Source organism: Pseudomonas rhizoryzae, from assembly GCF_005250615.1.
GTDB lineage: Bacteria > Pseudomonadota > Gammaproteobacteria > Pseudomonadales > Pseudomonadaceae > Chryseomonas > Chryseomonas rhizoryzae.
Window position 1 is genome coordinate 22987 of record NZ_SULM01000016.1, and the last position, 20946, is coordinate 43932.

A 20946-nucleotide genomic window follows, 5' to 3' on the forward strand; every position below is an offset into this window, starting at 1 on the left:
CGGCGTTGGCCGGGCCTGCGTCGCTCCGCAGTGCATGACATCGGCGCAACGGTCGTGGACGGGAGCGCCCATGGTGATACCGCTCTCCCGTCCTGTCCATCAGACGCCGCCTGGGCCCTTCAGGACACCCGGCCCCAGGGGCCGGCTGGCGCTCCGGCTCAGGCGCGGTCGGCGCTTTCGCAGGTTTCGAAATCCTTGCTATCGACGCGGTTCATGCTGTCGAAGCCGATCGAGTAGACCTGCTCCTTGCCATCCTTGTTGAGCACATAGTTGTTGCAGGTGCCAGGACGATACTTGCGGGTATAGGTACTGGACGGGGTGCCGCCGATACGCAGGACCTCGGACTTGGACATGCCTTTTTCCACCTGCTTCACCAGCGGTTGGTCGCGAAATTCGACGCGACCCACGGCGTAGTCGGTGGTGTTCTTCACCGAGGCGCAGCCTCCCAGGACGGTGCCAGCCAACAGGGCGGTCGCGACTGCAATCTTCTTGTTCATGGTGTGATCCCTTCAAAGGCGGAAGTGCCTGACACTTCGACGATGACGCCGCCGATAAATTCGCTCTCCGTCGCACTTCTCGCCGTTCGCCTTTCTGACGGACCAGCCTTTGGCTGCGGCAAGTGACTGTATCTAAAGCTGATTCTTCAAACGAACGCTATGCCCTGGTTTTTTAAGGAATATTTTGCTCGAACGGCAGTTGACAGGAGGCGGGTGGCAGGCGATCTTTGTCGTTATGTTGTAACCCCTGTCGTTTCTCGTTTCTCGCGAGGACCCCATGAATCGCCGTCGTCTGCTCAATCTGATCCTGGCTGGCATGACCTTGCCCGTCGGGTTACCGGTGTTTGCCGCCCGGCAACAACTCAAGGATGCCCGGGCCTGGCAGGACGCCGAAAAGCTCCGCCTGGTCTTCGATCTCACCGGGCCGGTCCGCTACAAGACCTTCACCCTGGTGGCGCCGGATCGCATCATTCTCGATCTCGCCGATACCCAGGCGCCTGCGGTACTCAATCACCTGGCTTTGAAAGGGTCGCCGGTACGGGCCGTGCGCAGCGCGCGCTATGGCGCTCAGGACACCCGTGTGGTGCTGGAGCTGGCCCATCCGGTGGAGATGGAAAGCTTCATCCTCGGCCCTGGCGAAGGCGCGGCTAGCCGGCTGGTGCTCGATCTCAAGCGCGCCGGTGCGCCCGCCGTGGCGGCGCGCCAGCCGGTCGACCCTGAACCGCCGCTGGAGGTGAAGCGCGGCAAGGGCCTGGCCACCGGTCGCGACATCGTGGTGGTGGTCGACGCCGGGCACGGCGGCAAGGATCCCGGCGCCTTGAGCGCTCGGGGTGACCGGGAAAAGGACATCGCCCTGATCGTGGCCCAGAACCTGGCGCGGCGTATCAACCTGCAGAAGGGCTTCAAGGCCAAGCTGGTACGCAACGACGACTTCTTCGTGCCGCTGCGCAAGCGCGTCGAGGTTGCGCGCAGCTACAACGCCGACATGTTCGTCTCGGTGCACGCCGATGCCGCGCCGCGGCGTACCGCCTATGGTGCCTCGGTCTATGCCCTGTCCGAGCGGGGAGCGACCTCCACCACGGCGCGCTTCCTGGCCGACAGTGAGAACAACGTCGATCTGATCGGTGCCAACGAGATTCTCAAGGGACGTGATCCCATGCTCGCCGGGGTGCTGCTGGACATGTCGATGAACGCCACCATCTCCTCCAGCCTGGATCTGGGTCACAAGGTGCTGGGGCAGCTCTCGAGCATCACCAACCTGCACCAGAAACGCGTGGAGCAGGCTGGCTTCGCCGTGCTCAAATCGCCGGACATCCCCTCGATTCTGGTCGAGACGGGCTTCATCTCCAATGATCGTGACTGCCGTCGGCTGCTCGACAGCCGTCATCAGAAGCAACTGGCCGACTCGATCTTCGCCGGGTTGCACGGCTACTTCCAGGAGCGGCCGCCGCTGGGCAGCTACCTGGCCAGTCTGAAGAACAACCAAGGAGTGACATGAGTTTGCAAGGCAAGGTACGCCGCTACTGGCGGGTAGCGGTATTGGCGATAGGCGCCCTGTGCGTCGTGGCGGGTTTGATCGGCTATGGCAAGAGCGGTGGTGGTGACAAAACGACCAGCGCCCAGGAGAGCTTCGTCAACAAGGTCTGGCAGATCAAGACCAGCAACAGCATCGAACCCGGCATGCTGTACGTCTTCCTCAGCGATGGCACCCTGGTGATGGCCTCGCCCAGCAGCCAACCGTCGCTGGGTCGTTGGGCGCGCACCGAGAAAGGCCTCAACCTCATCGAGGAAGGCATCACCTACCCGACGGAAATCCTCAGCCTCAAGCGCGACGAATTCCGTATCCGCAGTCTCAATCCAGGCGACCCGGTGGAGCTGCAATTGACCCCGGCGGCACCCTAGGCCGCCCTCAGGCATCGTCCGAGTAGCGCTGTTCCTGCCAGGGGTCGCCACGGTCGTGGTAGCCACGCATTTCCCAGAAGCCTGGCGTATCGCCCACTCTAAAGTCGATGCGTCTTAGCCACTTGGCGCTTTTCCACAGATAGAGATGCGGGATCAGTGCCCGTACCGGGCCGCCGTGCTCGGCGGTCAGCGGCTGGCCTTCCCAGCTGTGTACCAGCATGGCGCCGGGCGCGGCGAAATCGGCCAGGGGCAGGTTGGTTATGTAGCCGTCGTAGCTGTGCAGCAGCACATGGGTTGCCTCCTCGCGCGGTTGCACCTCGTCCAGCAATTCGCTGACCGGCAACCCCATCCAGTGATTGTCGTAGCGCGACCAGGTGGTGACGCAGTGCATATCACTCACCGCATGCGTGGTCGCCCGCGCCGCGAAGGTTGCCCAATTCCAGCGCAGCGTCTGGCGGACCGCGCCGGTCACCGCTAGCTGCCAGCGTTCACGGCTGACTTCCGGCCGCACGCCCAGGTCCAGTACCGGCCAGTTGCTGACGCGGTGCTGGCCGGGCGGCAGGCGTTCGCTTTCCGGGCGGCCGCTATGGCCGGTCAGGAAGCGGCCCTCCTGGGCCCAGCGCTCCTTGGATCGGGTCAGTTTGCTCGGTTCGTCGCTCATTGCAGGATCCTCTCGCGTGCTGAGCTTATGACCATGCCGATGGCCTTTCGTCGGCGGGAGGCGAACCCAGGCGAGGCTCTACACCTCCTATCCTGCAGGCGCTCTGCAAGAGGCCTTCCCCTTCAAACTGCCGGAGAAACGACCATGGTAGATGCAACCCAGATCAAAGAGCATGCGGAAGTCGTAGGTTCGGACGGCGAACACGTAGGCACCGTCGACCACCTGGAAGGCGCCGATCGCATCAAGCTGACCAAGCGCGACCAGGATGCTCAAGGCAAACATCATTACATTCCGCTGAGCTGGGTGCAGTCGGTGGAAGGCACTCAGGTACGTCTGGTCAAGACGCGTGATGAAGCCGAGCGCGAGTGGCAGGCTGCCTGATAGCAGCAGCCACCCATGAAAAAGCCCCGCCAGAGCGGGGCTTTTTCATGGGCGATGAGGCATCAGTTGATGTATTCGAACAGCTTCACGATGCGCTGGACGCCCGAGACGCTCTGAATCAACTGCACCGCATGCGCGGCTTCCTGCTGGGTCACCAGGCCCAGCAGGTAGACGATGCCGTTCTCCGTCACCACCTTGATACGCGAACCGGGGATATCCTCGTCGGCGAACATCTGCGTCTTGATGCGGGTGGTCAGCCAGGCGTCGTTGCTGCGCGCCAGCATTGAGGAATTGGCGGTGACCTGCAACTCGTCGTGCACGGTCTTGACCCGCTGCACGCTGCGTACCGCCTGTTCGGCCAGCGGCTTGAGATCGGCACGGGGGACCTGGCCGGCGATCAGCACCACACCGTTGTAGCTCACCACCACGATGTGCGAGTCGGCCAGGCCCGGACTGGCCTTGGCGATGTTGACCGCCGCCTTGGTCTCGATCAGGGCATCGTCGACGGTGCTGCCCAGGGTACGGGTGCCACGGTTGTCGTCGATGGGCTTGTCGCGGCTGGCAGTGACCACATTGCTGCAGCCGGCCACGACGAAGGACAGCGCCAGCAGGGCGAGCAGAGGAGCTTTCTTCATTCTTCGCTTCCAAACAGTTGCTGATCGATCTGGTCGCACAGGCAGTGGATCACCAACAGGTGCACTTCCTGGATGCGGGCGGTGACCTTGGAGGGCACGCGGATCTCGACGTCTTCGGGCAGCAGCAGCGAAGCCATGCCGCCACCGTCGCGGCCGGTGAGGGCGACCACGGTCATCTCACGGTCGTGAGCGGCCTGGATCGCCTGGATCACGTTGGCCGAATTGCCGCTGGTGGAAATGGCCAAGAGGATGTCGCCGGGTTGGCCCAGGGCGCGAATCTGCTTGGAAAACACCTCGTTGTAGCTGTAGTCGTTGGCGATGGAGGTCAGCGTCGAGGTGTCGGTGGTAAGGGCCAGGGCCGGCAGGCTGGGGCGTTCGCGCTCGAAGCGATTCAGCAATTCGGAGGAGAAGTGCTGGGCGTCGCCGGCGGAGCCGCCATTGCCGCAGGTGAGGATCTTGCCTTCGTTGAGCAGGGCCGCAACCATGACTTGGCTGGCCAGATCGATATGAGGAATCAGGACTTCCATGGCCTGACGCTTGGTTTCGATGCTGTCCCGGAAGAGTTTCTGGATGCGGGCGTGGGTGTCCATCGCGATATCTTTGACCTGTGCAGTGGAGGGCCTCAGGCCTCGAAGGCTTGGGTGATCCATTCGAGTGCCTGAGGGGAGGCGTCGGCCCCGGGGCCGATCGCGATCACGTCGAAACGACAGGGCCGCTTGGCCCAGCGCGCTTCGGATTGCAGAAAGAGGGCCGCGCTGTTGACCAGACGCTGCCGCTTGCGGGCATCTATGCTCTCCGCGGCGCCACCCCAGGCGGCATGCCGACGGGCGCGTACCTCGACGAATACTACTGTATCGCCGTCGAGCATGACCAGATCGAGCTCACCACCGCGCCAGCGCCAGTTGCGCGTGATCAGGCGCAGGCCGCGCGTCTGCAGGAACTGCAAGGCGCGGTCTTCACCGTCTTTGCCACGCTGGAGGTGCGCCGCCTGTTTCACGGCATGCTGAGCGACGGCGGAATGCTGGCAGCCGGCAGCGGGGCGCTACTGGCCGGCAGCGGCTGGGCCACGCCATTGCGGAATACCGCCCAGGGCAGATCCCGGACCACGCGCTGATCGGCGGCGACGCTCAGGTCGCCCGACAGCCCCGGCAGCTCGGAGTTGGGCAGGGCCTTGAGCTGCTGCAGATGCAGCGCCAGCAGATAGGCGTCGGCGCCCATGGCGTAGAGCCGGCCGATACTGGTAGCGGCTTGCGGCCATTGGGCGGTGATCTTGGCGCGCAACGGATTGCTGGAATCCAGCAGCCAGGGCGTTTCGCAGAACATGATGCCGTTCAGGTCCTGATTCACCCCGGGTTCGTTGACCCCGCTGTTGAGGTTGGAGGTGGCATACACCGGCAGGTCGCGGGCGTTCTGGTAGGCCAGGATGGGGTTGATCTGGCGCGCCTGTGCCGGGGTCGCGGCGAGGAAGATGAAGTCCATGCCCTGGCGCATCTGCAGCAGGCTGCTGATGCGATTAGCGATCTCGACCGGCTGGCCGATCCGCTCGGCGGCGACCAGGCGGCCACCCAGCTTCTGCCATTCATCCTGGAAGGCGGCCAGCACGCGGGTACCCCAGTCGCCCTGGGGCACCAGGGCGCCCGCGCTGCGCTTGCCATCGGCCCAGGCACGACGCGCGGCGTCGCGGGCTTCGTCCTCGGCGGCCAGGCCGAACTGGAACAGTTGTGGCGGCTGGGCGCCCTGGCTGTCGCCGTAGTTCAAGGCGAGGGTATTGATCGGCAACTGAGGACGATCGCCCAGTTGCTTGACCAGGTTCTTTTCCAGGGGGCCGACCACCAGTTGGATGCCGGCCGCCTGGGCCTGGCGATAGAAGTTGTCCAGGCTGCCGATCTGGGTGCTGTCGTATAGCGTCACGGCGGGGACGGGCTGGCCGGCGGCCAAGGCTTCGTAGCGGGCGGCCATGAAGCCGTCCTGCAGGGCGCGGGACACCCCGGCGAGCTGGCCTTGCATGGGTAGCAACAGCGCCACGCGGTTGAGTGGCTCCCGCGCCAGGGTCTTCAGGCGCTCCAGGCCGTCGGGCAGTTGCTGTGCGGCAGGGTGACCGGGATGCTGCTTCTGCCACTCTTCGATGGCTGCCAGTTGCTGGTCCAGCGCTAGGTTGCCGCGCGTCACGGCGGCCAGGGCCAGCCAGCCGTTGAGATCGGCATCCTTGACGTTCTGCCGGAGCTGGGCGTCCGGCAGGCTGCTCACCAGTTGCCAGATCCGCTCGCGGTTCTGGTGGGCTGCCTCGCCCTGCAGCAAGGGGCCGATGAAAACGCGCTCCTGGGCGGCGGCGAGCGGCTGGTCGTTGGCCGCCAGGGCCTCGGCCTTGGTCAGGCCGCTACGGATCTGCTGTTGCGCCGGCAACTCGCCCAGTTGGGCGAAGCTCGCATCATTGAAGCGCTTGAGCGCCTGGGCGGGCTGCTTGTCCAGTAGGTCGAGCTGGGCCAGCAGCGTCTGGGCGAAGATCTGCTGCGCTGGCTTGAGGCCTTGCAGGTTGATCATGCCCAGAATCTGCCGCGCCTCGCGGCTGTTCTGCTGTGCATAGGCCTTGTCGGCTGCGGTCAGGCGCAGCAGATTGGCCTGTTCGGATTGGCTGCCACCGGCCTGGTTCAACAGTTGCTCGATACTGGCCTGGCTGGGCTGGGGCAGCTCGCCGAGAGAGTTCGTGACGGGGGCACTGCTGCACGCGGCGAGCAGGGCGAAGGCGGTGGCGCAGAGCAGCGGGCGCAGGCGGAACTTCATGCGGTGGTTCCTGAGCAATTGTCTGGAAAGGGGGCGATTGTCTCACAGCACCCAGGCGCTGCGAACGCCGGGGGCAAGAGCGGCGTACACTGTTGGGCTATTTCCAGTCCGTCAGGTTTCATCATGATTTCGCCGGGTACTCTTTATGTGGTTGCCACCCCCATCGGCAACCTGGACGACATCACCGCCCGAGCCCTCAAGGTCTTGCGCGACGTGGCGCTGATCGCCGCCGAAGATACCCGCCATTCGGCGCGCCTGCTGCGACATTTCGGCATCGAAACACCGCTGGTCGCCTGCCATGATCATAACGAGCGCGATGCCGGTGGGCGCTTCATCGCGCGGCTGCAGGCCGGGGACGATGTCGCCCTGATCTCCGACGCGGGCACGCCGCTGATCTCCGATCCAGGCTTTCATCTGGTGCGCGCGGCCCGTGCCGAGGGGATCAAGGTCTCGCCGGTGCCGGGTGCCTGCGCCCTGATCGCGGCACTGTCCGCGGCTGGCTTGCCTTCGGATCGCTTCAGCTTCGAAGGCTTCCTGCCGGCCAAGGCGGTGGGTCGCCAGGGGCGGCTGGCCGCGCTGCGCGAAGATCCACGCACGCTCATCTTCTATGAGGCGCCCCACCGACTCGAGGAATGCGTCGCCGACATGGTGACCACCTTCGGTCCCGACCGGCACATCGTGCTCGGCCGCGAACTGACCAAGACCTTCGAGACCCTGCGAGGCCTACCGGCCGGGGAGTTGCTGGCATGGATCCGTGAGGACTCGGATCAGCAGCGTGGCGAATGCGTGCTGCTGGTGGCTGGTTGGGCGGCCCCCGAGGACGCCGAAGTCGATGCCGAGACGCTGCGTATCCTGGATCTGCTGCTGGCCGAGCTGCCGGTCAAGCGCGCCGCGGCCCTGGCTGCGCAGATCACCGGCGCGCGCAAGAATCTGCTCTATCAACTGGCGCTGGAGCGCAAGGCCGAGTGAGTGGCGCTTTGGTGACATCTGTCCTTGTTATCTCGCGGCACTCTCTATACCCTTGCGCCGCGAGAGCCGACCGGGCAGTCGCTGTCGTGATCCGCAAGGGTCGCGAGGGAGGAAAGTCCGGGCTCCATAGGGCGAGGTGCCAGGTAACGCCTGGGAGGCGTGAGCCTACGGAAAGTGCCACAGAAAATAACCGCCTAAGCGCGCAAGCGCCGGTAAGGGTGAAAAGGTGCGGTAAGAGCGCACCGCACGGCTGGCAACAGTTCGTGGCTAGGTAAACCCCACCTGGAGCAAGACCAAATAGGAATCCATAGGCGTGGCCCGCGCTGGATTCGGGTAGGTCGCTAGAGGCAGCCAGCGATGGTTGTCCCAGAGGAATGACTGTCCTCGACAGAACCCGGCTTACAGGTCGGCTCTCGCACTCCCTCTTCCCGGGCCCCTGCGCCTGGCGTCAAAACTTCCCTCTTCACACATCACTTTAATCAATTACGCCAATTGATTGACTTCATTTCCGTTTGTCGGAAATCGATGTCGCTCGTCCTGGTCGTGAACTCGTGCAATTTGCTCGAAATCCGCGCCCTACGCGGCCTGGGAACCCCTTCGCTTACCTTGACTGAAAGTAGGCCTCCTCAATATAGTGGCGTCCGGTGGTACGAAGTGGGGCGAAGTGGGATTTAATGGCAAGGACAGCCTATTAGAGGACGCGAAATTGTTCCGGGGAGCGAACGCCATCAGTCTCGACGCCAAGGGGCGCGCCGCGATGCCGAGCCGGTATCGCGACGAGCTCATGGAGCGTTGTGCCGGCCAGCTCATCGTGACGATCGATGCCGTCGACCCCTGCCTCTGCGTCTATCCGCTTCCTGAGTGGGAAATCATTGAAAGCAAGCTGCGGCAGTTGCCCTCGCTACGCGAGGAAACTCGCCGCTTGCAGCGCTTGCTGATCGGTAATGCGGTGGATCTGGAACTGGACGGCAGCGGTCGTTTCCTGGTTCCGCCGCGCCTGCGTGACTACGCCAAGCTGGACCGGCGCGTGATGCTGGTCGGGCAGCTGAACAAGTTCCAGTTATGGGATGAGGACGCTTGGAGCGCCGTGTGCGATGCGGATCTCCAGGCAATTAAGGAACCCGGCGGTATGCCGGATGAAATGCGCGATTTGATCCTGTGACCATGAACCCAGTCTTCCACCACGTCTCCGTTCTGCTGGACGAGGCCGTACAGGCGTTGGAAATCCAGCCTGCCGGCCGTTATCTGGACGGCACCTTCGGCCGCGGCGGGCACAGCCGGGCCGTCTTGCGCCTGCTGGGTGGGGAAGGGCGGCTGCTGGGTTTCGACAAGGACCCCCAGGCGATCGCCGCGGGCCAGGCCCTGGCCGCCGAGGATGCCCGCTTCGAGATCGTCCAGCGCAGCTTCGCCGAACTCGGCGATGAACTGGTCAGTCGCGGCTGGTCCGGTCAGGTCGATGGCGTACTGCTGGACCTGGGTGTGTCCTCGCCGCAGCTCGACGACCCCGAGCGTGGCTTCAGCTTCATGCAGGACGGCCCACTGGACATGCGCATGGACCCGAGCCGGGGCCAGAGCGCCGCTGCCTGGATCGCCACGGCCGCCGAGGCCGACATCGCCCAGGTGTTCAAGGAATTCGGCGAAGAGCGTTTCGCCAAGCGCATGGCCCGCGCCGTGGTGCAGCGCCGTGAGGTGCAACCCTTCGAGCGCACCGCCGATCTGGCCAAGGTGCTCACCGAAGCCAATCCGGCCTGGGAAAAAGGCAAGCATCCGGCCACCCGTGCCTTCCAGGGGCTGCGTATCTATATCAACCGTGAACTGAGCGATCTGGAGCAGGGGCTGCAGGCAGCCTACGAGCAACTGGCGGTCGGTGGCCGGCTGGTGGTGATCAGCTTCCACTCCCTGGAAGATCGCATCGTCAAACAATTCATGCGCCGGCTGGCCAAGGGCGAGGCCGACCAGTTGCCGCGTGACCTGCCCATCCGCACCACGGTATTCGAGCCCTCGCTGCGCCTGCTCGGCAAACCCATCTATGCCAGCGAAGGCGAACTGGCCGCCAATCCTCGTGCCCGCAGCGCCGTCATGCGCGTTGCCGAGAAGCTGAAATGAGCCGCCTGTTCGTGAAGAAACTGCCGATGGGCAGCAGCGTCATGCTGGTGCTCTTCGTGGGCGTGCTGCTTTCGGCGGTGGCGGTGGCCTACAGTGCCCACTGGAATCGTCAACTGCTCAACACCCTGTACGGTGAAATGGCCATCCGCGACAAGGCGCAGGCCGAGTACGGCCGCCTGCTGCTGGAGCAGAGTACCTGGACGGCTCACAGCCGCGTCGAAGCCCTGGCCAGCGGCCAGTTGCAGATGCGCATTCCCGATCCGACCGAAATTCGGATGGTCAATCCGTGAAGGGCTTGATTGCGCGCCTGCCCTGGCGCTTCAGCCTGATCATCGGGCTGTTGCTGACCATGGTCGCTACCATCGTTTGGCGCATCGTCGACCTGCACGTGATCGACCGAGCTTTCCTCAAGGGGCAGGGCGATGCGCGCAGCGTGCGCACCATTCCGATTCCGGCCCACCGTGGCCTGATCACTGATCGCAACGGCGAGCCGCTGGCCGTGAGCACGCCGGTCACTACCCTGTGGATCAACCCCAAGGAGCTGATCGGTGCCGAAGATCGCTGGGCGATCCTGGCCGATGCCGTTGGCCAGCCCCGTGGCGAATTGACCAAGCGTATCGAGCAGAATGCCAGCAAGGAATTCCTCTACCTCGCCCGCGGCCTGACCCCCGAGCAGGGTGAGGCGGTGATGACGCAGGTCAAGGCGCACAAGATTCCCGGTGTCTACGACATCGAGGAATTTCGTCGTTTCTACCCAGCCGGCGAGGTGGCTGCCCATGTGGTTGGCTTCACCGACATCGACGATCAGGGTCGCGAAGGTATCGAACTGGCCTTCAACGAATGGCTGGCGGGCATTCCGGGTCGTCGCCAGGTGGTCAAGGATCGCCGCGGTCGCCTGATCCGGGACGTCCAGGTCGCCAAGAACGCCAAGCCGGGCAACACCCTGGCGCTGTCCATCGACCTGCGTCTGCAATATCTCGCTGCCCGTGAACTGCGCAATGCCCTGACCCAGTTCGAAGCCGAGGCGGGCAGCCTGACCATCGTCGACGTCAAGACCGGTGAGGTCCTGGCCATGGTCAACATGCCCACCTACAACCCCAACAACAGACGCAATCTCGAACCGGCCGCCATGCGCAACCGGGCGATGATCGACGTCATGGAGCCCGGCTCGGTGATGAAACCCATCTCCATGACCGCTGCCCTGGCCAGCGGTCGCTGGAAGCCCACCGACAAGGTCAACGTCTATCCCGGCTCGCTGCAGATCGGTCGCTACACCATCAAGGACGTCTCCCACAGCGATGGCGTGCTCGACCTGACCGGCATCCTCATCAAATCCAGCAACGTCGGCATGAGCAAGATCGCCTTCGACGTCGGCGGCGAAAACATCTACAACGCCATGCGCGCCGTGGGTCTGGGTCAGGACACCGGCCTCGGCTTCCCCGGCGAGCGCGTCGGCAACCTGCCCAACCATCGCAACTGGCGTCCGGCCGAAACGGCCACCCTGTCCTATGGCTACGGCCTGGCGGTGACCGCCGTGCAACTGGCCCATGCCTATTCGGTGCTGGCCAACGACGGTCGCTCGGTACCGCTGTCGATGGTGCGCCTGGACAAGGCCCCGGCCAGCGATCAAGCGGTGGACGCACGCGTGGCCAAGACCCTGCAGGGCATGCTGCAACAGGTGGTGGAAGCTCCGGGCGGCGCCTTCCGCGCCCAGGTGCCCGGCTATCACGTCGCCGGCAAGAGCGGTACCGCGCGCAAGACCAGCACCGGTACCCGCGGCTACGCCGAGAATTCCTATCGCTCGCTGTTCGCCGGCTTCGGCCCCACCAGCAACCCGCGCCTGGTCGCGGTGGTGGTGATCGATAACCCGAGCAAGGGCGGCTACTACGGCGGCGTGGTCTCGGCACCGGTGTTCAGCCGGGTCATGTCCGGTGCCCTGCGCCTGATGAACATCCAGCCGGATAACCTGCAGCCGCTGCCGGTGCAACAGCAGCAGGCTCAGGCCGCCGCCAAGACCTTGCTGGTCGGGGAGCGTGATCGATGAGCCGCTTGCTGACCTCCCTCCTGCCGAATGCCACCGCTGCCGTCGAGATCGCCGGTCTGGCGCTGGACAGCCGCGAAGTCCAGCCGGGTTTCCTGTTCCTCGCCATTCCCGGTCTGCACAGCGACGGTCGTGCCCATATCGCCAGCGCCGCCGAGCGAGGCGCCGCCGCCATCGCCTACGAAGCCGATAACGCCCCCGCGCTGCCGGCGCTGGACATTCCCCTCGTCCCCGTTCAGGGCCTCGCCGGGCAACTGTCCGCCATCGCCGGTCGTTTCCATGACGAACCCAGCCAGCGCCTGGCCCTGGTCGGGGTGACCGGCACCAATGGCAAGACCAGTGTCAGCCAATTGATCGCCCAGGCCTGTGACCTGCTCGGTCAGCGTTGCGGCATCGTCGGTACCCTGGGCAACGGCTTCTATGGCGCGCTCGCCGAAGGCCGTCACACCACGCCGGACGCCCTCAAGCTGCAAGCGACCCTGGCTGAACTGGCCGAAGGCGGCGCCGCCACCGTGGCCATGGAAGTCTCTTCCCACGGCCTGGCCCAGGGCCGTGTGGCCGCGCTGGCCTTCAAGGTGGCGGTGTTCACCAATCTGACCCGCGACCACCTCGATTATCACGGGACCATGGCCGCCTATGGCGCAGCCAAGGCCCAGCTGTTGGCCTGGCCGGCGCTCGGCACCCGCGTCCTCAATCTGGATGACGCCTTCGGCCGTGAGCTGGCGGCTCGTCCCAGCCCGGCAGCGACCCTGACCTACAGCCTGAGCGATCCGGCCGCCAGCCTACATTGCCAGGCTGTCCAGTTCGACGACCACGGCGTGCGCGCCCAGCTGGTCACCGCCCAGGGCACCGGCGAGCTGCGCAGCCAGCTGATCGGGCGCTTCAACCTGAGCAATCTGCTGGCCGCCATCGGTGCCCTGCTGGGTCTCGGTCATTCGCTGGCCGACATCCTCGCCATCCTCCCGCAGCTGCAGGGCCCCGCCGGGCGCATGCAGCGCCTGGGCGGCGCCGGTCGGCCGCTGGTGGTGGTGGACTACGCCCACACCCCCGATGCGCTGGACAAGGTGCTCACCGCCCTGCGACCTCATGTCGGTGATCAAGGGCAGCTGGTTTGCGTGTTCGGCTGCGGCGGTGACCGTGATCGCGGCAAGCGTCCGGAAATGGCCGCGGTGGCCGAGCGCCTGGCTGATCGGGTGGTGGTGACCGACGACAACCCCCGTACGGAAGATCCGGCCGCCATCGTCGCCGACATCCGCGCCGGTTTCCAGCATCCCGAACAGGTTCGCTTCGCCGGCCAGCGCGAAGCGGCCATCGCCCTGGCGATTGCCGAAGCGAAGCCGCAGGACATCGTGGTGCTGGCCGGCAAGGGCCATGAGCCCTACCAGGAAATCGCCGGTGTCCGGCAGCCCTTTTCCGATCTCGACCAGGCCGAGCGGGCCCTGACCGCCTGGGAGCAGCAACATGCTTAGATCCTTTACCCTCACCGAAGTGGCCGCAGCCCTGACCGGCAATCTGCTGGGCGCCGATGCCCTGTTCGATGGCGTTGGCACCGACAGCCGCAAGGCCGTGACCGGGCAATTGTTCGTCGCCCTGACCGGGCCGCGCTTCGATGGTCATGCCTATCTGGCCGATGTCGCGGCCCAGGGCGCCGCGGCGGCTCTGGTCGAACGCGCCGTGCCCGAGGTGCATCTGCCCCAATTGGTGGTGGCCGATACCCGCCTGGCGCTCGGTCGCCTGGGCGCCTTCAACCGAGATCTCTTCCACGGCCAGATCGCTGCCGTCACCGGCTCCAGTGGCAAGACCACCGTCAAGGAATTGCTCGCCGCCATCCTGCGCCAGCGCGGTGCGACCCTGGCCACCCAGGGCAACCTCAACAACGAGCTGGGCGCGCCCTTGACCCTGCTGCAACTCGCCGCCGAGCACGCCTATGGCGTCATCGAGCTGGGCGCTTCGCACGTCGGGGACATTGCCTACACCGTGAGCCTGACACGCCCGGATGTCGTTATCATTACCAACGCCGGCCAGGCCCATGTGGGTGAATTCGGCGGCGTCGACCGCATCGTCGAGGCCAAGGGCGAGATCATCGAAGGCGTGGGCGAGGGCGGCACCGTGGTGCTCAACCGTGACGACGCAGCCTTCGAGATCTGGCAGCGCCGCGCCGCCGGCCGCCAGGTCGTCGCCTTCGGCCTGGATGCCCGCGCCGATGTCCGCGCGACAGACGTCAGCCTCGACGGCCAGGGCCGTCCGAGTTTCACCCTGCACAGTGCCCAGGGCGAGGCGCGCATCGCCCTGCAACTGCTGGGTGCCCACAACGTCGGCAATGCCCTGGCAGCTGCTGCAGCCGCTCTCAGCCTGGGTCTGGACCTGGCCACCGTCGCCTGCGGCCTGGCCGCGGCCGCGCCGGTACAGGGGCGCACCCTGACCCGGACCAGCCGGCGCGGCGCCCAGGTCATCGACGACAGCTACAACGCCAATCCTGCCTCCATGAAAGCCGGGATCGATCTGCTGGCCGCCCTGCCGGGCCGTCGGGTGGTGGTCCTGGGCGACATCGCCGAGCTGGGCGAGTGGACGGAAGAGGGCCATCGCGACGTGGGCGAGCATGCCCGCGGCAAGGTGGACGCCTTCTACAGCGTCGGTCCTTCGATGGCCCACGCGGCCCGTGCCTATGGCGCCGAGGCCCGGCATTTCGCCGATCGCGAACAACTGATCGAGGCCCTGGCGGACGAGGACCGGGCCGGAACCACCCTGCTGATCAAGGGATCCCGCAGCGCCGCGATGGACAAGGTCGTCGCCGCGCTCTGCGCCATCAATACCGAGGAGAAACACTGATGCTGCTGCTGTTGGCGGAGTTCCTGCAACAGTTCTACAAAGGCTTCGCCGTCTTTCAATACCTCAGCCTGCGCGGCATTCTGGGCGTCTTGACCGCCCTGTTGCTGTCGTTGTGGCTCGGTCCCTGGATGATCCGCACCCTGCAGATCCGCCAGATCGGCCAGGCCGTGCGCAACGATGGTCCCCAGTCGCACCTGTCCAAATCCGGCACCCCCACCATGGGCGGCGCCCTGATCCTGACCACCATCGGCATCAGCACCCTGCTGTGGGCCGATCTGCATAACCGCTATGTCTGGACCGTGCTGGCGGTGACCTTCCTGTTCGGCGCCATCGGCTGGGTGGACGACTATCGCAAGGTGATCGAGAAGAACTCCCGGGGCCTGCCGAGTCGTTGGAAATACTTCTGGCAATCGGTATTCGGCCTGGGGGCGGCGATCTTCCTCTACATGACCGCCAAGGCACCGATCGAAACCACACTGATCCTGCCGCTGCTGAAGAACATCGAAATCCCGCTGGGGATTTTCTTCGTTGTGCTGACCTACTTCGTCATCGTCGGCTCGAGCAACGCGGTCAACCTCACCGACGGCCTCGACGGCCTGGCGATCATGCCCACCGTGATGGTCGGCGGCGCTCTGGGCATCTTCTGCTACCTGTCGGGCAACGTGAAGTTCGCCGACTACCTGCTGATCCCCTACATCGATGGCTCCGGTGAACTGATCGTCTTCTGTGGCGCGCTGATCGGGGCGGGCCTGGGCTTCCTCTGGTTCAACACCTATCCGGCCATGGTCTTCATGGGCGACGTCGGCGCTCTGGCGCTGGGCGCGGCCCTGGGCACCATCGCCGTGATCGTCCGCCAGGAAGTGGTGCTGTTCATCATGGGCGGCGTCTTCGTCATGGAGACCCTCTCGGTGGTCATCCAGGTCGCCTCGTTCAAGCTGACCGGCAAGCGCGTGTTCCGCATGGCGCCGATCCACCACCATTTCGAATTGAAGGGCTGGCCCGAACCGCGGGTCATCGTGCGCTTCTGGATCATCACCGTGATCCTGGTGCTGTTCGGCCTCGCCACCCTGAAACTGAGGTAATCGCAGTGCTCATCGCTTCCGACCAGTTCCGTATCGTCGTCGGCCTCGGCAAGAGTGGCATGTCGCTGGTGCGCTTCCTCGCGCGCCGCGGCGTGCCCTTTGCTGTGGCCGATACGCGGGAACAGCCGCCGGAGCTTGCGACGCTGCGGACCCAGTATCCCCAGGTCGAGGTGCGTTGCGGTGAGCTGGATGCCGACTTCCTCGCCCGCGCGGCGGAAATCTACGTGAGTCCCGGTCTGGCGCTGGAAACGCCTGCGCTGCAAGAGGCCGCGGCCCGTGGCGTGCGGTTGTCGGGCGATATCGATCTGTTCGTCCGCCACGCCAAGGCGCCCATCGTCGCCATCACCGGTTCCAATGCCAAGAGCACCGTCACCACCCTGGTCGGCAACATGGCCCTGCGCGCCGGCAAGCGCGTGGCCGTAGGCGGCAATCTCGGTACCCCGGCGCTGGATCTACTGGCCGATGACGTCGAGCTCTATGTCCTGGAGTTGTCGAGCTTCCAGCTGGAAACCTGCGAGCGCCTGAACGCCGAGGTGGCCACGGTGCTCAACGTCAGCGAAGACCACATGGATCGCTACACCGGCATGCCGGCCTATCACCAGGCCAAGCACCGCATCTTCCGCGGCGCCCGCCAGGTAGTGGTCAATCGCGACGATCCGCTGTCGCGGCCGCTGATCGCCGATGGCGTGCCCTGCCTGACCTTCGGCCTGGGTCGTCCCGATTTCCGTGTCTTCGGCATTCGCGAGGAGGAGGGCCGCCGCTATTTGGCACTGGCCTTCGACAACCTGCTGGATGTCGAGGAATTGAAGATCCGTGGCACCCACAACCACAGCAATGCCCTGGCCGCGCTGGCCCTGGGTCAGGCTGCCGGCTTGCCGCTGGAACCCATGCTGGAGGCTCTGCGTGCCTTCCCCGGTCTCGAACACCGCTGCCAGTGGGTGGGCGAGGTGGCGGGCGTCAACTATTACAACGACTCCAAGGCGACCAATGTCGGCGCGGCCCTGGCCGCCGTCGAAGGCCTGGGCGACGACATCGCCGGCCAACTGGTGCTGATCGCCGGTGGCGACGGCAAGGGCGCCGACTTCAGCGCCCTGCGCGAGCCCATCGCGCGTCACTGCCGCGCCGTGGTGCTGCTGGGACGTGACGCCGAGCGGATCGCCGAGATCCTACCGCCGACCGTGCAACAGGTGCGTGTCGCCACCCTGGAAGACGCCGTGCGCGAGAGCCGCGCCCTGGCCCAGCCGGGCGATGCCGTGCTGTTGTCGCCGGCCTGCGCCAGCCTCGACATGTTCCGTAATTTCGAAGAGCGCGGACGGCTGTTCGCCCGGGCCGTGGGGGACTTGGCATGATCCTCAGCCTGCTGCGTCCCTATCCCTCGCCGCTGGCCAGCCGCCACGGCATCGACCTGGACTTCCCGCTGCTGGCCGGTTGCCTGTTGCTGCTCGGCCTCGGCCTGGTGATGGTGACCTCGGCGTCTTCCGAAGTCGCCGCCGCCCAGTCCGGCAACCCGCTGTACTTCATGTACCGCCACCTGATCTATCTGGCCATCGGCTTCGTCTCCTGCGGCGTGGTCATGATGATTCCCATGGCCACCTGGCAGCGCTTCGGTTTTCCGCTGCTGATCATCGCTTTCCTATTACTCGTGGCGGTGCTGGTGCCCGGCATCGGCCGCGAGGTGAACGGTTCGCTACGCTGGATCGGCTTCGGCTTCTTCAACGTGCAGCCTTCGGAGATCGCCAAGGTCTTCGTGGTGCTCTATCTGGCCGGCTATCTGGTCCGTCGTCAGCACGAGGTGCGCCATACCTGGGCGGGCTTCTTCAAGCCGTTCATCGTACTGCTGCCCATGGCCATGCTGCTGCTGCGCGAACCCGACTTCGGTGCCACCGTGGTGATGATGGGCGCCGCCGGCGCCATGCTGTTCCTGGGCGGCGTCGGCCTGTTCCGCTTCCTGCTGATGGTGGCCCTGGCCGTGCTGGCAGTGTTCGTGCTGGTGCAGACCCAGTCCTACCGGATGCAGCGGCTGATCACCTTCACCGATCCCTGGGCCGACCAGTTCGGCTCCGGCTACCAGTTGACCCAGGCGCTGATCGCCTTCGGTCGTGGCGGCTGGACCGGTCTCGGCCTGGGCAACAGCATCCAGAAGCAGTTCTACCTGCCCGAGGCCCACACCGACTTCCTCTTCGCTGTGCTGGCCGAGGAGCTGGGTCTGATCGGCGCCATGGCCACCGTCGGCCTGTTTCTCTTCGTCTGCGTGCGTGGCCTGTTCATCGGTCACTGGGCGGAGCAGTCCAAGCAGTTCTTCTCGGCCTATGTGGCCTATGGCCTGTCGATGCTGTGGATCGGCCAGTTCCTGATCAACATCGGCGTGAACGTCGGCCTGCTGCCCACCAAGGGCCTGACGCTGCCTTTCCTCAGCTACGGCGGCAGCTCCCTGGTGATCTGCTGCGTGAGCATGGGCTTGCTGCTGCGCATCGAGTGGGAGCGACGCACCCTGGTCGATAACGAGGATGTGGAATTCAGCGAGGAGGACTTCGCCGATGTCCGCTAATGTCCTGATCATGGCTGGCGGCACCGGGGGGCACGTCTTCCCCGCGCTGGCCTGTGCCCGTGAATTCGAAGCCCGCGGCTATACCGTCCACTGGCTGGGTACCCCGCGCGGCATCGAGAACGACGTGGTGCCCAAGGCTGGCATCACCTTGCACCACATTCAGGTCTCTGGCTTGCGTGGCAAGGGCGTGCGCTCGCTGGTGAAGGCACCGCTGCAACTGAGCGGCGCGCTGCTGCAGGCCGTCGGTCTCATGCGCCGGCTCAAGCCTGTCTGCGTGCTGGGCCTCGGTGGCTTCGTCACCGGTCCCGGCGGCCTGGCGGCCAAGCTGTGCAACATCCCGCTGGTGATCCACGAGCAGAACGCCTATGCCGGCACCGCCAACCGCATGCTGGTGCCCCTGGCGGCGCGCGTCTGCGAAGGTTTCGCCGAGACCTTCCCGGCGTCGGCCAAGCGCCTGTCCACCGGCAATCCGGTGCGGGCCGAACTCTTCGCCCCGGTGACCCGCGCGCCGCTGGATCAACGCGCTGCCAACCTGCTGGTGCTGGGCGGCAGCCTCGGTGCCGAGCCGCTCAACAAGCTGCTGCCTGAAGCCCTGGCCCAATTGCCCGCTGGGCTGCGTCCGCAGGTCCGTCATCAAGCCGGGCGCCAGCATGCCGAAGTCACCGCTGAGCGCTATGCCAACGCCGCCGTGGAGGCCGAGGTCCAGCCTTTCATCGCCGACATGGCCGCCGCCTACGCCTGGGCCGACCTGGTGATCTGCCGGGCCGGCGCCCTGACCGTGGCCGAACTCACCGCCACCGGCCTGCCGGCACTGCTGATTCCCTTGCCCCACGCCATCGACGACCACCAGACCAGCAACGCCCGCTTCCTGGAGCGGGCCGGTGCCGGCGTGGTGCTGCCCCAACACTCCACCCGCCCGGCGGATCTCGCCGCGCAGCTTACCGAGGTCCTGATGCATCCCGAACGTCTTGCCGACATGGCCACCCGTAGCCGTGCCCTGGCCAAACCCGACGCTACCCGTGCGGTAGTGGACGCCTGCCTGGAGGTCGCCCGTGGTTAAGTCGCAAAGCGCCATTCAGGCCGAAGTTCGGCGCATGCGCAGCATCCGGCGCATCCATTTCGTCGGGATCGGCGGTGTCGGCATGTGCGGCATCGCCGAGGTGCTGCTGAATCTGGGCTACGAAGTCTCGGGTTCGGACCTCAAGGAATCCGCGGTGACCGCGCGCCTGCAGCAATTCGGCGCACGTATCTATATCGGCCATCGTGCCGAGAACCTCGATCAGGTCGATGTGCTGGTGGTGTCCAGTGCCATCAACAGATCCAACCCCGAGGTCTCCGCCGCCCTCGAGCAGCGCATTCCCGTGGTCCCCCGTGCCGAGATGCTCGCCGAGCTGATGCGCTACCGCCACGGCATCGCCGTCGCTGGCACCCATGGCAAGACCACCACCACCAGCCTGATCGCCTCGGTGTTCGCCGCCGAGGGGCTGGACCCCACCTTCGTCATCGGCGGTCGGCTGAATGCCGCCGGCACCAATGCCCAGCTCGGCACCAGCCGCTATCTGGTCGCCGAAGCCGACGAGAGCGACGCCAGCTTCCTGCACCTGCAGCCGATGGTCGCCGTGGTCACCAACATCGACGCCGACCACATGAGCACCTACGAAGGTGACTTCAATCGGCTCAAGCGCACCTTCGTCGACTTCCTGCACAACCTGCCGTTCTATGGCCTGGCGGTGCTCTGCGTCGACGACCCGGTGGTGCGCGAGATCATTCCCCAGGTCGCCCGGCCCACCGTCACCTACGGCACCGCCGAAGACGCCGACGTGCGCGCCGTGGACATCCGCCAGGAAGGCATGCGTACCTATTTCACCGTGCTACGCAGTGGCCACGCACCGCTGGCGGTCTCGGTCAACATGCCGGGCGTGCACAATGTGCTCAACGCCCTGGCCACCATCGCCATCGCCACCGATGAAGGCGTCAGCGACGAGGCCATCCTCAATGGCCTGTCCGGCTTCCAGGGGGTAGGGCGGCGCTTCCAGGTGTACGGCGAACTGCCGGTCGCCGGCGGCAGCGTCATGCTGGTGGACGACTACGGTCACCATCCGCGCGAAGTCGCCGCGGTGATCAAGGCCGTGCGTGGTGGCTGGCCCGAGCGTCGGCTGGTGATGGTCTACCAGCCGCACCGCTTCAGCCGTACCCGCGATCTCTACGAGGATTTCGTCCAGGTCCTGGCCGATGCCAATGTCCTCTTGCTGATGGAGGTCTACCCGGCCGGCGAGGAGCCCATTCCCGGCGCCGACAGCCGTCAGCTCTGTCACAGCATCCGTCAGCGCGGCCAGCTCGATCCCATCTATGTGGAGCGCGGTGCCAACATCGCCCCGCTGGTCAAGCCGCTGCTGCGTCCCGGCGACATCCTGCTCTGCCAGGGCGCGGGCGACATCGGCGCGCTGGCGCCGCAACTGCTCAAGCACCCGCTGTTCGCCGAGGCTGCCGCTGCAGCCGGGAGTTCGGCATGAG

The 20946-nt window shown here is 65.6% G+C and carries 21 protein-coding genes and 1 other RNA gene; 16 read left to right on the forward strand and 6 right to left on the reverse strand.

Annotated features, from left to right (window positions below):
* Positions 1-158 precede the first annotated feature (158 nt).
* Entirely contained in the window at positions 159-497 is a 339-nt protein-coding gene (gene osmE / locus FAZ11_RS21775) for an osmotically-inducible lipoprotein OsmE (protein WP_058763673.1), read from the reverse strand.
* A gap of 277 nt (positions 498-774) precedes the next feature.
* On the opposite strand from osmE, the gene FAZ11_RS21780 reads away from it, so the two are divergent.
* Both FAZ11_RS21780 and FAZ11_RS21785 read left to right on the forward strand, forming a co-directional pair.
* Complete coding sequence (locus tag FAZ11_RS21780) at positions 775-1995, forward strand: N-acetylmuramoyl-L-alanine amidase (RefSeq protein ID WP_058773683.1); 1221 nt, start codon at positions 775-777, stop codon at positions 1993-1995.
* The gene (locus FAZ11_RS21785; protein ID WP_058763668.1) at positions 1992-2399 is read left to right on the forward strand and encodes a hypothetical protein; all 408 of its coding nucleotides are present in this window, start codon (positions 1992-1994) and stop codon (positions 2397-2399) included. The genes FAZ11_RS21780 and FAZ11_RS21785 overlap by 4 nt, the downstream gene beginning before the upstream one ends.
* Before the next feature lie 7 nt (positions 2400-2406).
* Here the strand turns inward: FAZ11_RS21785 and FAZ11_RS21790 are convergent, their stop codons facing one another.
* Positions 2407-3060 (reverse strand): sulfite oxidase-like oxidoreductase, encoded by a 654-nt coding sequence (locus FAZ11_RS21790; RefSeq protein WP_058766374.1) that lies wholly within the window; start codon positions 3058-3060, stop codon positions 2407-2409.
* 144 nt (positions 3061-3204) lie between these two features.
* On the opposite strand from FAZ11_RS21790, the gene FAZ11_RS21795 reads away from it, so the two are divergent.
* Positions 3205-3441: a DUF2171 domain-containing protein gene (locus FAZ11_RS21795; RefSeq protein ID WP_058763664.1), complete on the forward strand. Its 237-nt coding sequence runs from the start codon at positions 3205-3207 to the stop codon at positions 3439-3441.
* 62 nt (positions 3442-3503) lie between these two features.
* Here FAZ11_RS21795 and FAZ11_RS21800 read toward each other — a convergent pair whose 3' ends face one another.
* From FAZ11_RS21800 to FAZ11_RS21815, 4 genes are read right to left on the reverse strand one after another with little or no spacing between them, the layout of a single operon-like run.
* Positions 3504-4076 carry a BON domain-containing protein gene (locus FAZ11_RS21800; protein ID WP_058763662.1) on the reverse strand — a complete coding sequence of 191 codons (573 nt, stop codon included), beginning with the start codon at positions 4074-4076 and terminating at the stop codon, positions 3504-3506.
* Positions 4073-4666: a phosphoheptose isomerase gene (locus FAZ11_RS21805; protein ID WP_058763660.1), complete on the reverse strand. Its 594-nt coding sequence runs from the start codon at positions 4664-4666 to the stop codon at positions 4073-4075. The genes FAZ11_RS21800 and FAZ11_RS21805 overlap by 4 nt, the downstream gene beginning before the upstream one ends.
* A gap of 32 nt (positions 4667-4698) precedes the next feature.
* On the reverse strand, positions 4699-5073 hold the full coding sequence (locus FAZ11_RS21810; protein ID WP_058763658.1) for a YraN family protein: 375 nt from the start codon (positions 5071-5073) through the stop codon (positions 4699-4701).
* The gene (locus FAZ11_RS21815; RefSeq protein WP_058773684.1) at positions 5070-6857 is read right to left on the reverse strand and encodes a penicillin-binding protein activator; all 1788 of its coding nucleotides are present in this window, start codon (positions 6855-6857) and stop codon (positions 5070-5072) included. The genes FAZ11_RS21810 and FAZ11_RS21815 overlap by 4 nt, the downstream gene beginning before the upstream one ends.
* A gap of 123 nt (positions 6858-6980) precedes the next feature.
* Here FAZ11_RS21815 and rsmI point away from each other — a divergent pair, with 123 nt between their 5' ends.
* From rsmI to murC, 13 genes are all read left to right on the forward strand, one after another.
* Complete coding sequence (gene rsmI / locus FAZ11_RS21820; RefSeq protein WP_058766371.1) at positions 6981-7826, forward strand: 16S rRNA (cytidine(1402)-2'-O)-methyltransferase; 846 nt, start codon at positions 6981-6983, stop codon at positions 7824-7826.
* A 62-nt stretch (positions 7827-7888) separates the two neighbouring features.
* Positions 7889-8244, forward strand: an RNA gene (rnpB, locus tag FAZ11_RS21825) — RNase P RNA component class A.
* Between the two features lie 288 nt (positions 8245-8532).
* On the forward strand, positions 8533-8988 hold the full coding sequence (gene mraZ, locus FAZ11_RS21830; RefSeq protein WP_058763651.1) for a division/cell wall cluster transcriptional repressor MraZ: 456 nt from the start codon (positions 8533-8535) through the stop codon (positions 8986-8988).
* Positions 8989-8990: 2 nt separating this feature from the next.
* Positions 8991-9932 carry a 16S rRNA (cytosine(1402)-N(4))-methyltransferase RsmH gene (gene rsmH / locus FAZ11_RS21835; protein ID WP_058766370.1) on the forward strand — a complete coding sequence of 314 codons (942 nt, stop codon included), beginning with the start codon at positions 8991-8993 and terminating at the stop codon, positions 9930-9932.
* A complete protein-coding gene (gene ftsL, locus FAZ11_RS21840) occupies positions 9929-10222 on the forward strand; it encodes a cell division protein FtsL (RefSeq protein ID WP_058763647.1) in 294 nt (97 codons plus the stop codon). Before rsmH ends, ftsL begins: the two co-directional genes overlap by 4 nt.
* Positions 10223-10281: 59 nt before the next feature.
* On the forward strand, positions 10282-11976 hold the full coding sequence (locus tag FAZ11_RS21845; protein WP_420849728.1) for a peptidoglycan D,D-transpeptidase FtsI family protein: 1695 nt from the start codon (positions 10282-10284) through the stop codon (positions 11974-11976).
* Positions 11973-13442 carry a UDP-N-acetylmuramoyl-L-alanyl-D-glutamate--2,6-diaminopimelate ligase gene (locus tag FAZ11_RS21850; protein ID WP_058773686.1) on the forward strand — a complete coding sequence of 490 codons (1470 nt, stop codon included), beginning with the start codon at positions 11973-11975 and terminating at the stop codon, positions 13440-13442. The genes FAZ11_RS21845 and FAZ11_RS21850 overlap by 4 nt, the downstream gene beginning before the upstream one ends.
* The gene (locus FAZ11_RS21855) at positions 13435-14802 is read left to right on the forward strand and encodes a UDP-N-acetylmuramoyl-tripeptide--D-alanyl-D-alanine ligase (protein ID WP_058773687.1); all 1368 of its coding nucleotides are present in this window, start codon (positions 13435-13437) and stop codon (positions 14800-14802) included. Before FAZ11_RS21850 ends, FAZ11_RS21855 begins: the two co-directional genes overlap by 8 nt.
* Positions 14802-15884, forward strand: coding sequence for a phospho-N-acetylmuramoyl-pentapeptide-transferase (gene mraY, locus FAZ11_RS21860; protein ID WP_058763639.1), 1083 nt, complete (start codon positions 14802-14804; stop codon positions 15882-15884). Before FAZ11_RS21855 ends, mraY begins: the two co-directional genes overlap by 1 nt.
* Positions 15885-15889: 5 nt before the next feature.
* Positions 15890-17233, forward strand: a complete 1344-nt coding sequence (gene murD / locus FAZ11_RS21865; protein ID WP_081320048.1) for a UDP-N-acetylmuramoyl-L-alanine--D-glutamate ligase — start codon at positions 15890-15892, stop codon at positions 17231-17233.
* Positions 17233-18432 (forward strand): putative lipid II flippase FtsW, encoded by a 1200-nt coding sequence (ftsW, locus tag FAZ11_RS21870; RefSeq protein ID WP_099049461.1) that lies wholly within the window; start codon positions 17233-17235, stop codon positions 18430-18432. The genes murD and ftsW overlap by 1 nt, the downstream gene beginning before the upstream one ends.
* Complete coding sequence (murG, locus tag FAZ11_RS21875) at positions 18422-19492, forward strand: undecaprenyldiphospho-muramoylpentapeptide beta-N-acetylglucosaminyltransferase (protein ID WP_058763635.1); 1071 nt, start codon at positions 18422-18424, stop codon at positions 19490-19492. Before ftsW ends, murG begins: the two co-directional genes overlap by 11 nt.
* A gap of 34 nt (positions 19493-19526) precedes the next feature.
* A complete protein-coding gene (murC, locus tag FAZ11_RS21880; protein WP_058766429.1) occupies positions 19527-20945 on the forward strand; it encodes a UDP-N-acetylmuramate--L-alanine ligase in 1419 nt (472 codons plus the stop codon).
* The last annotated feature ends 1 nt before the right edge of the window (position 20946 follow it).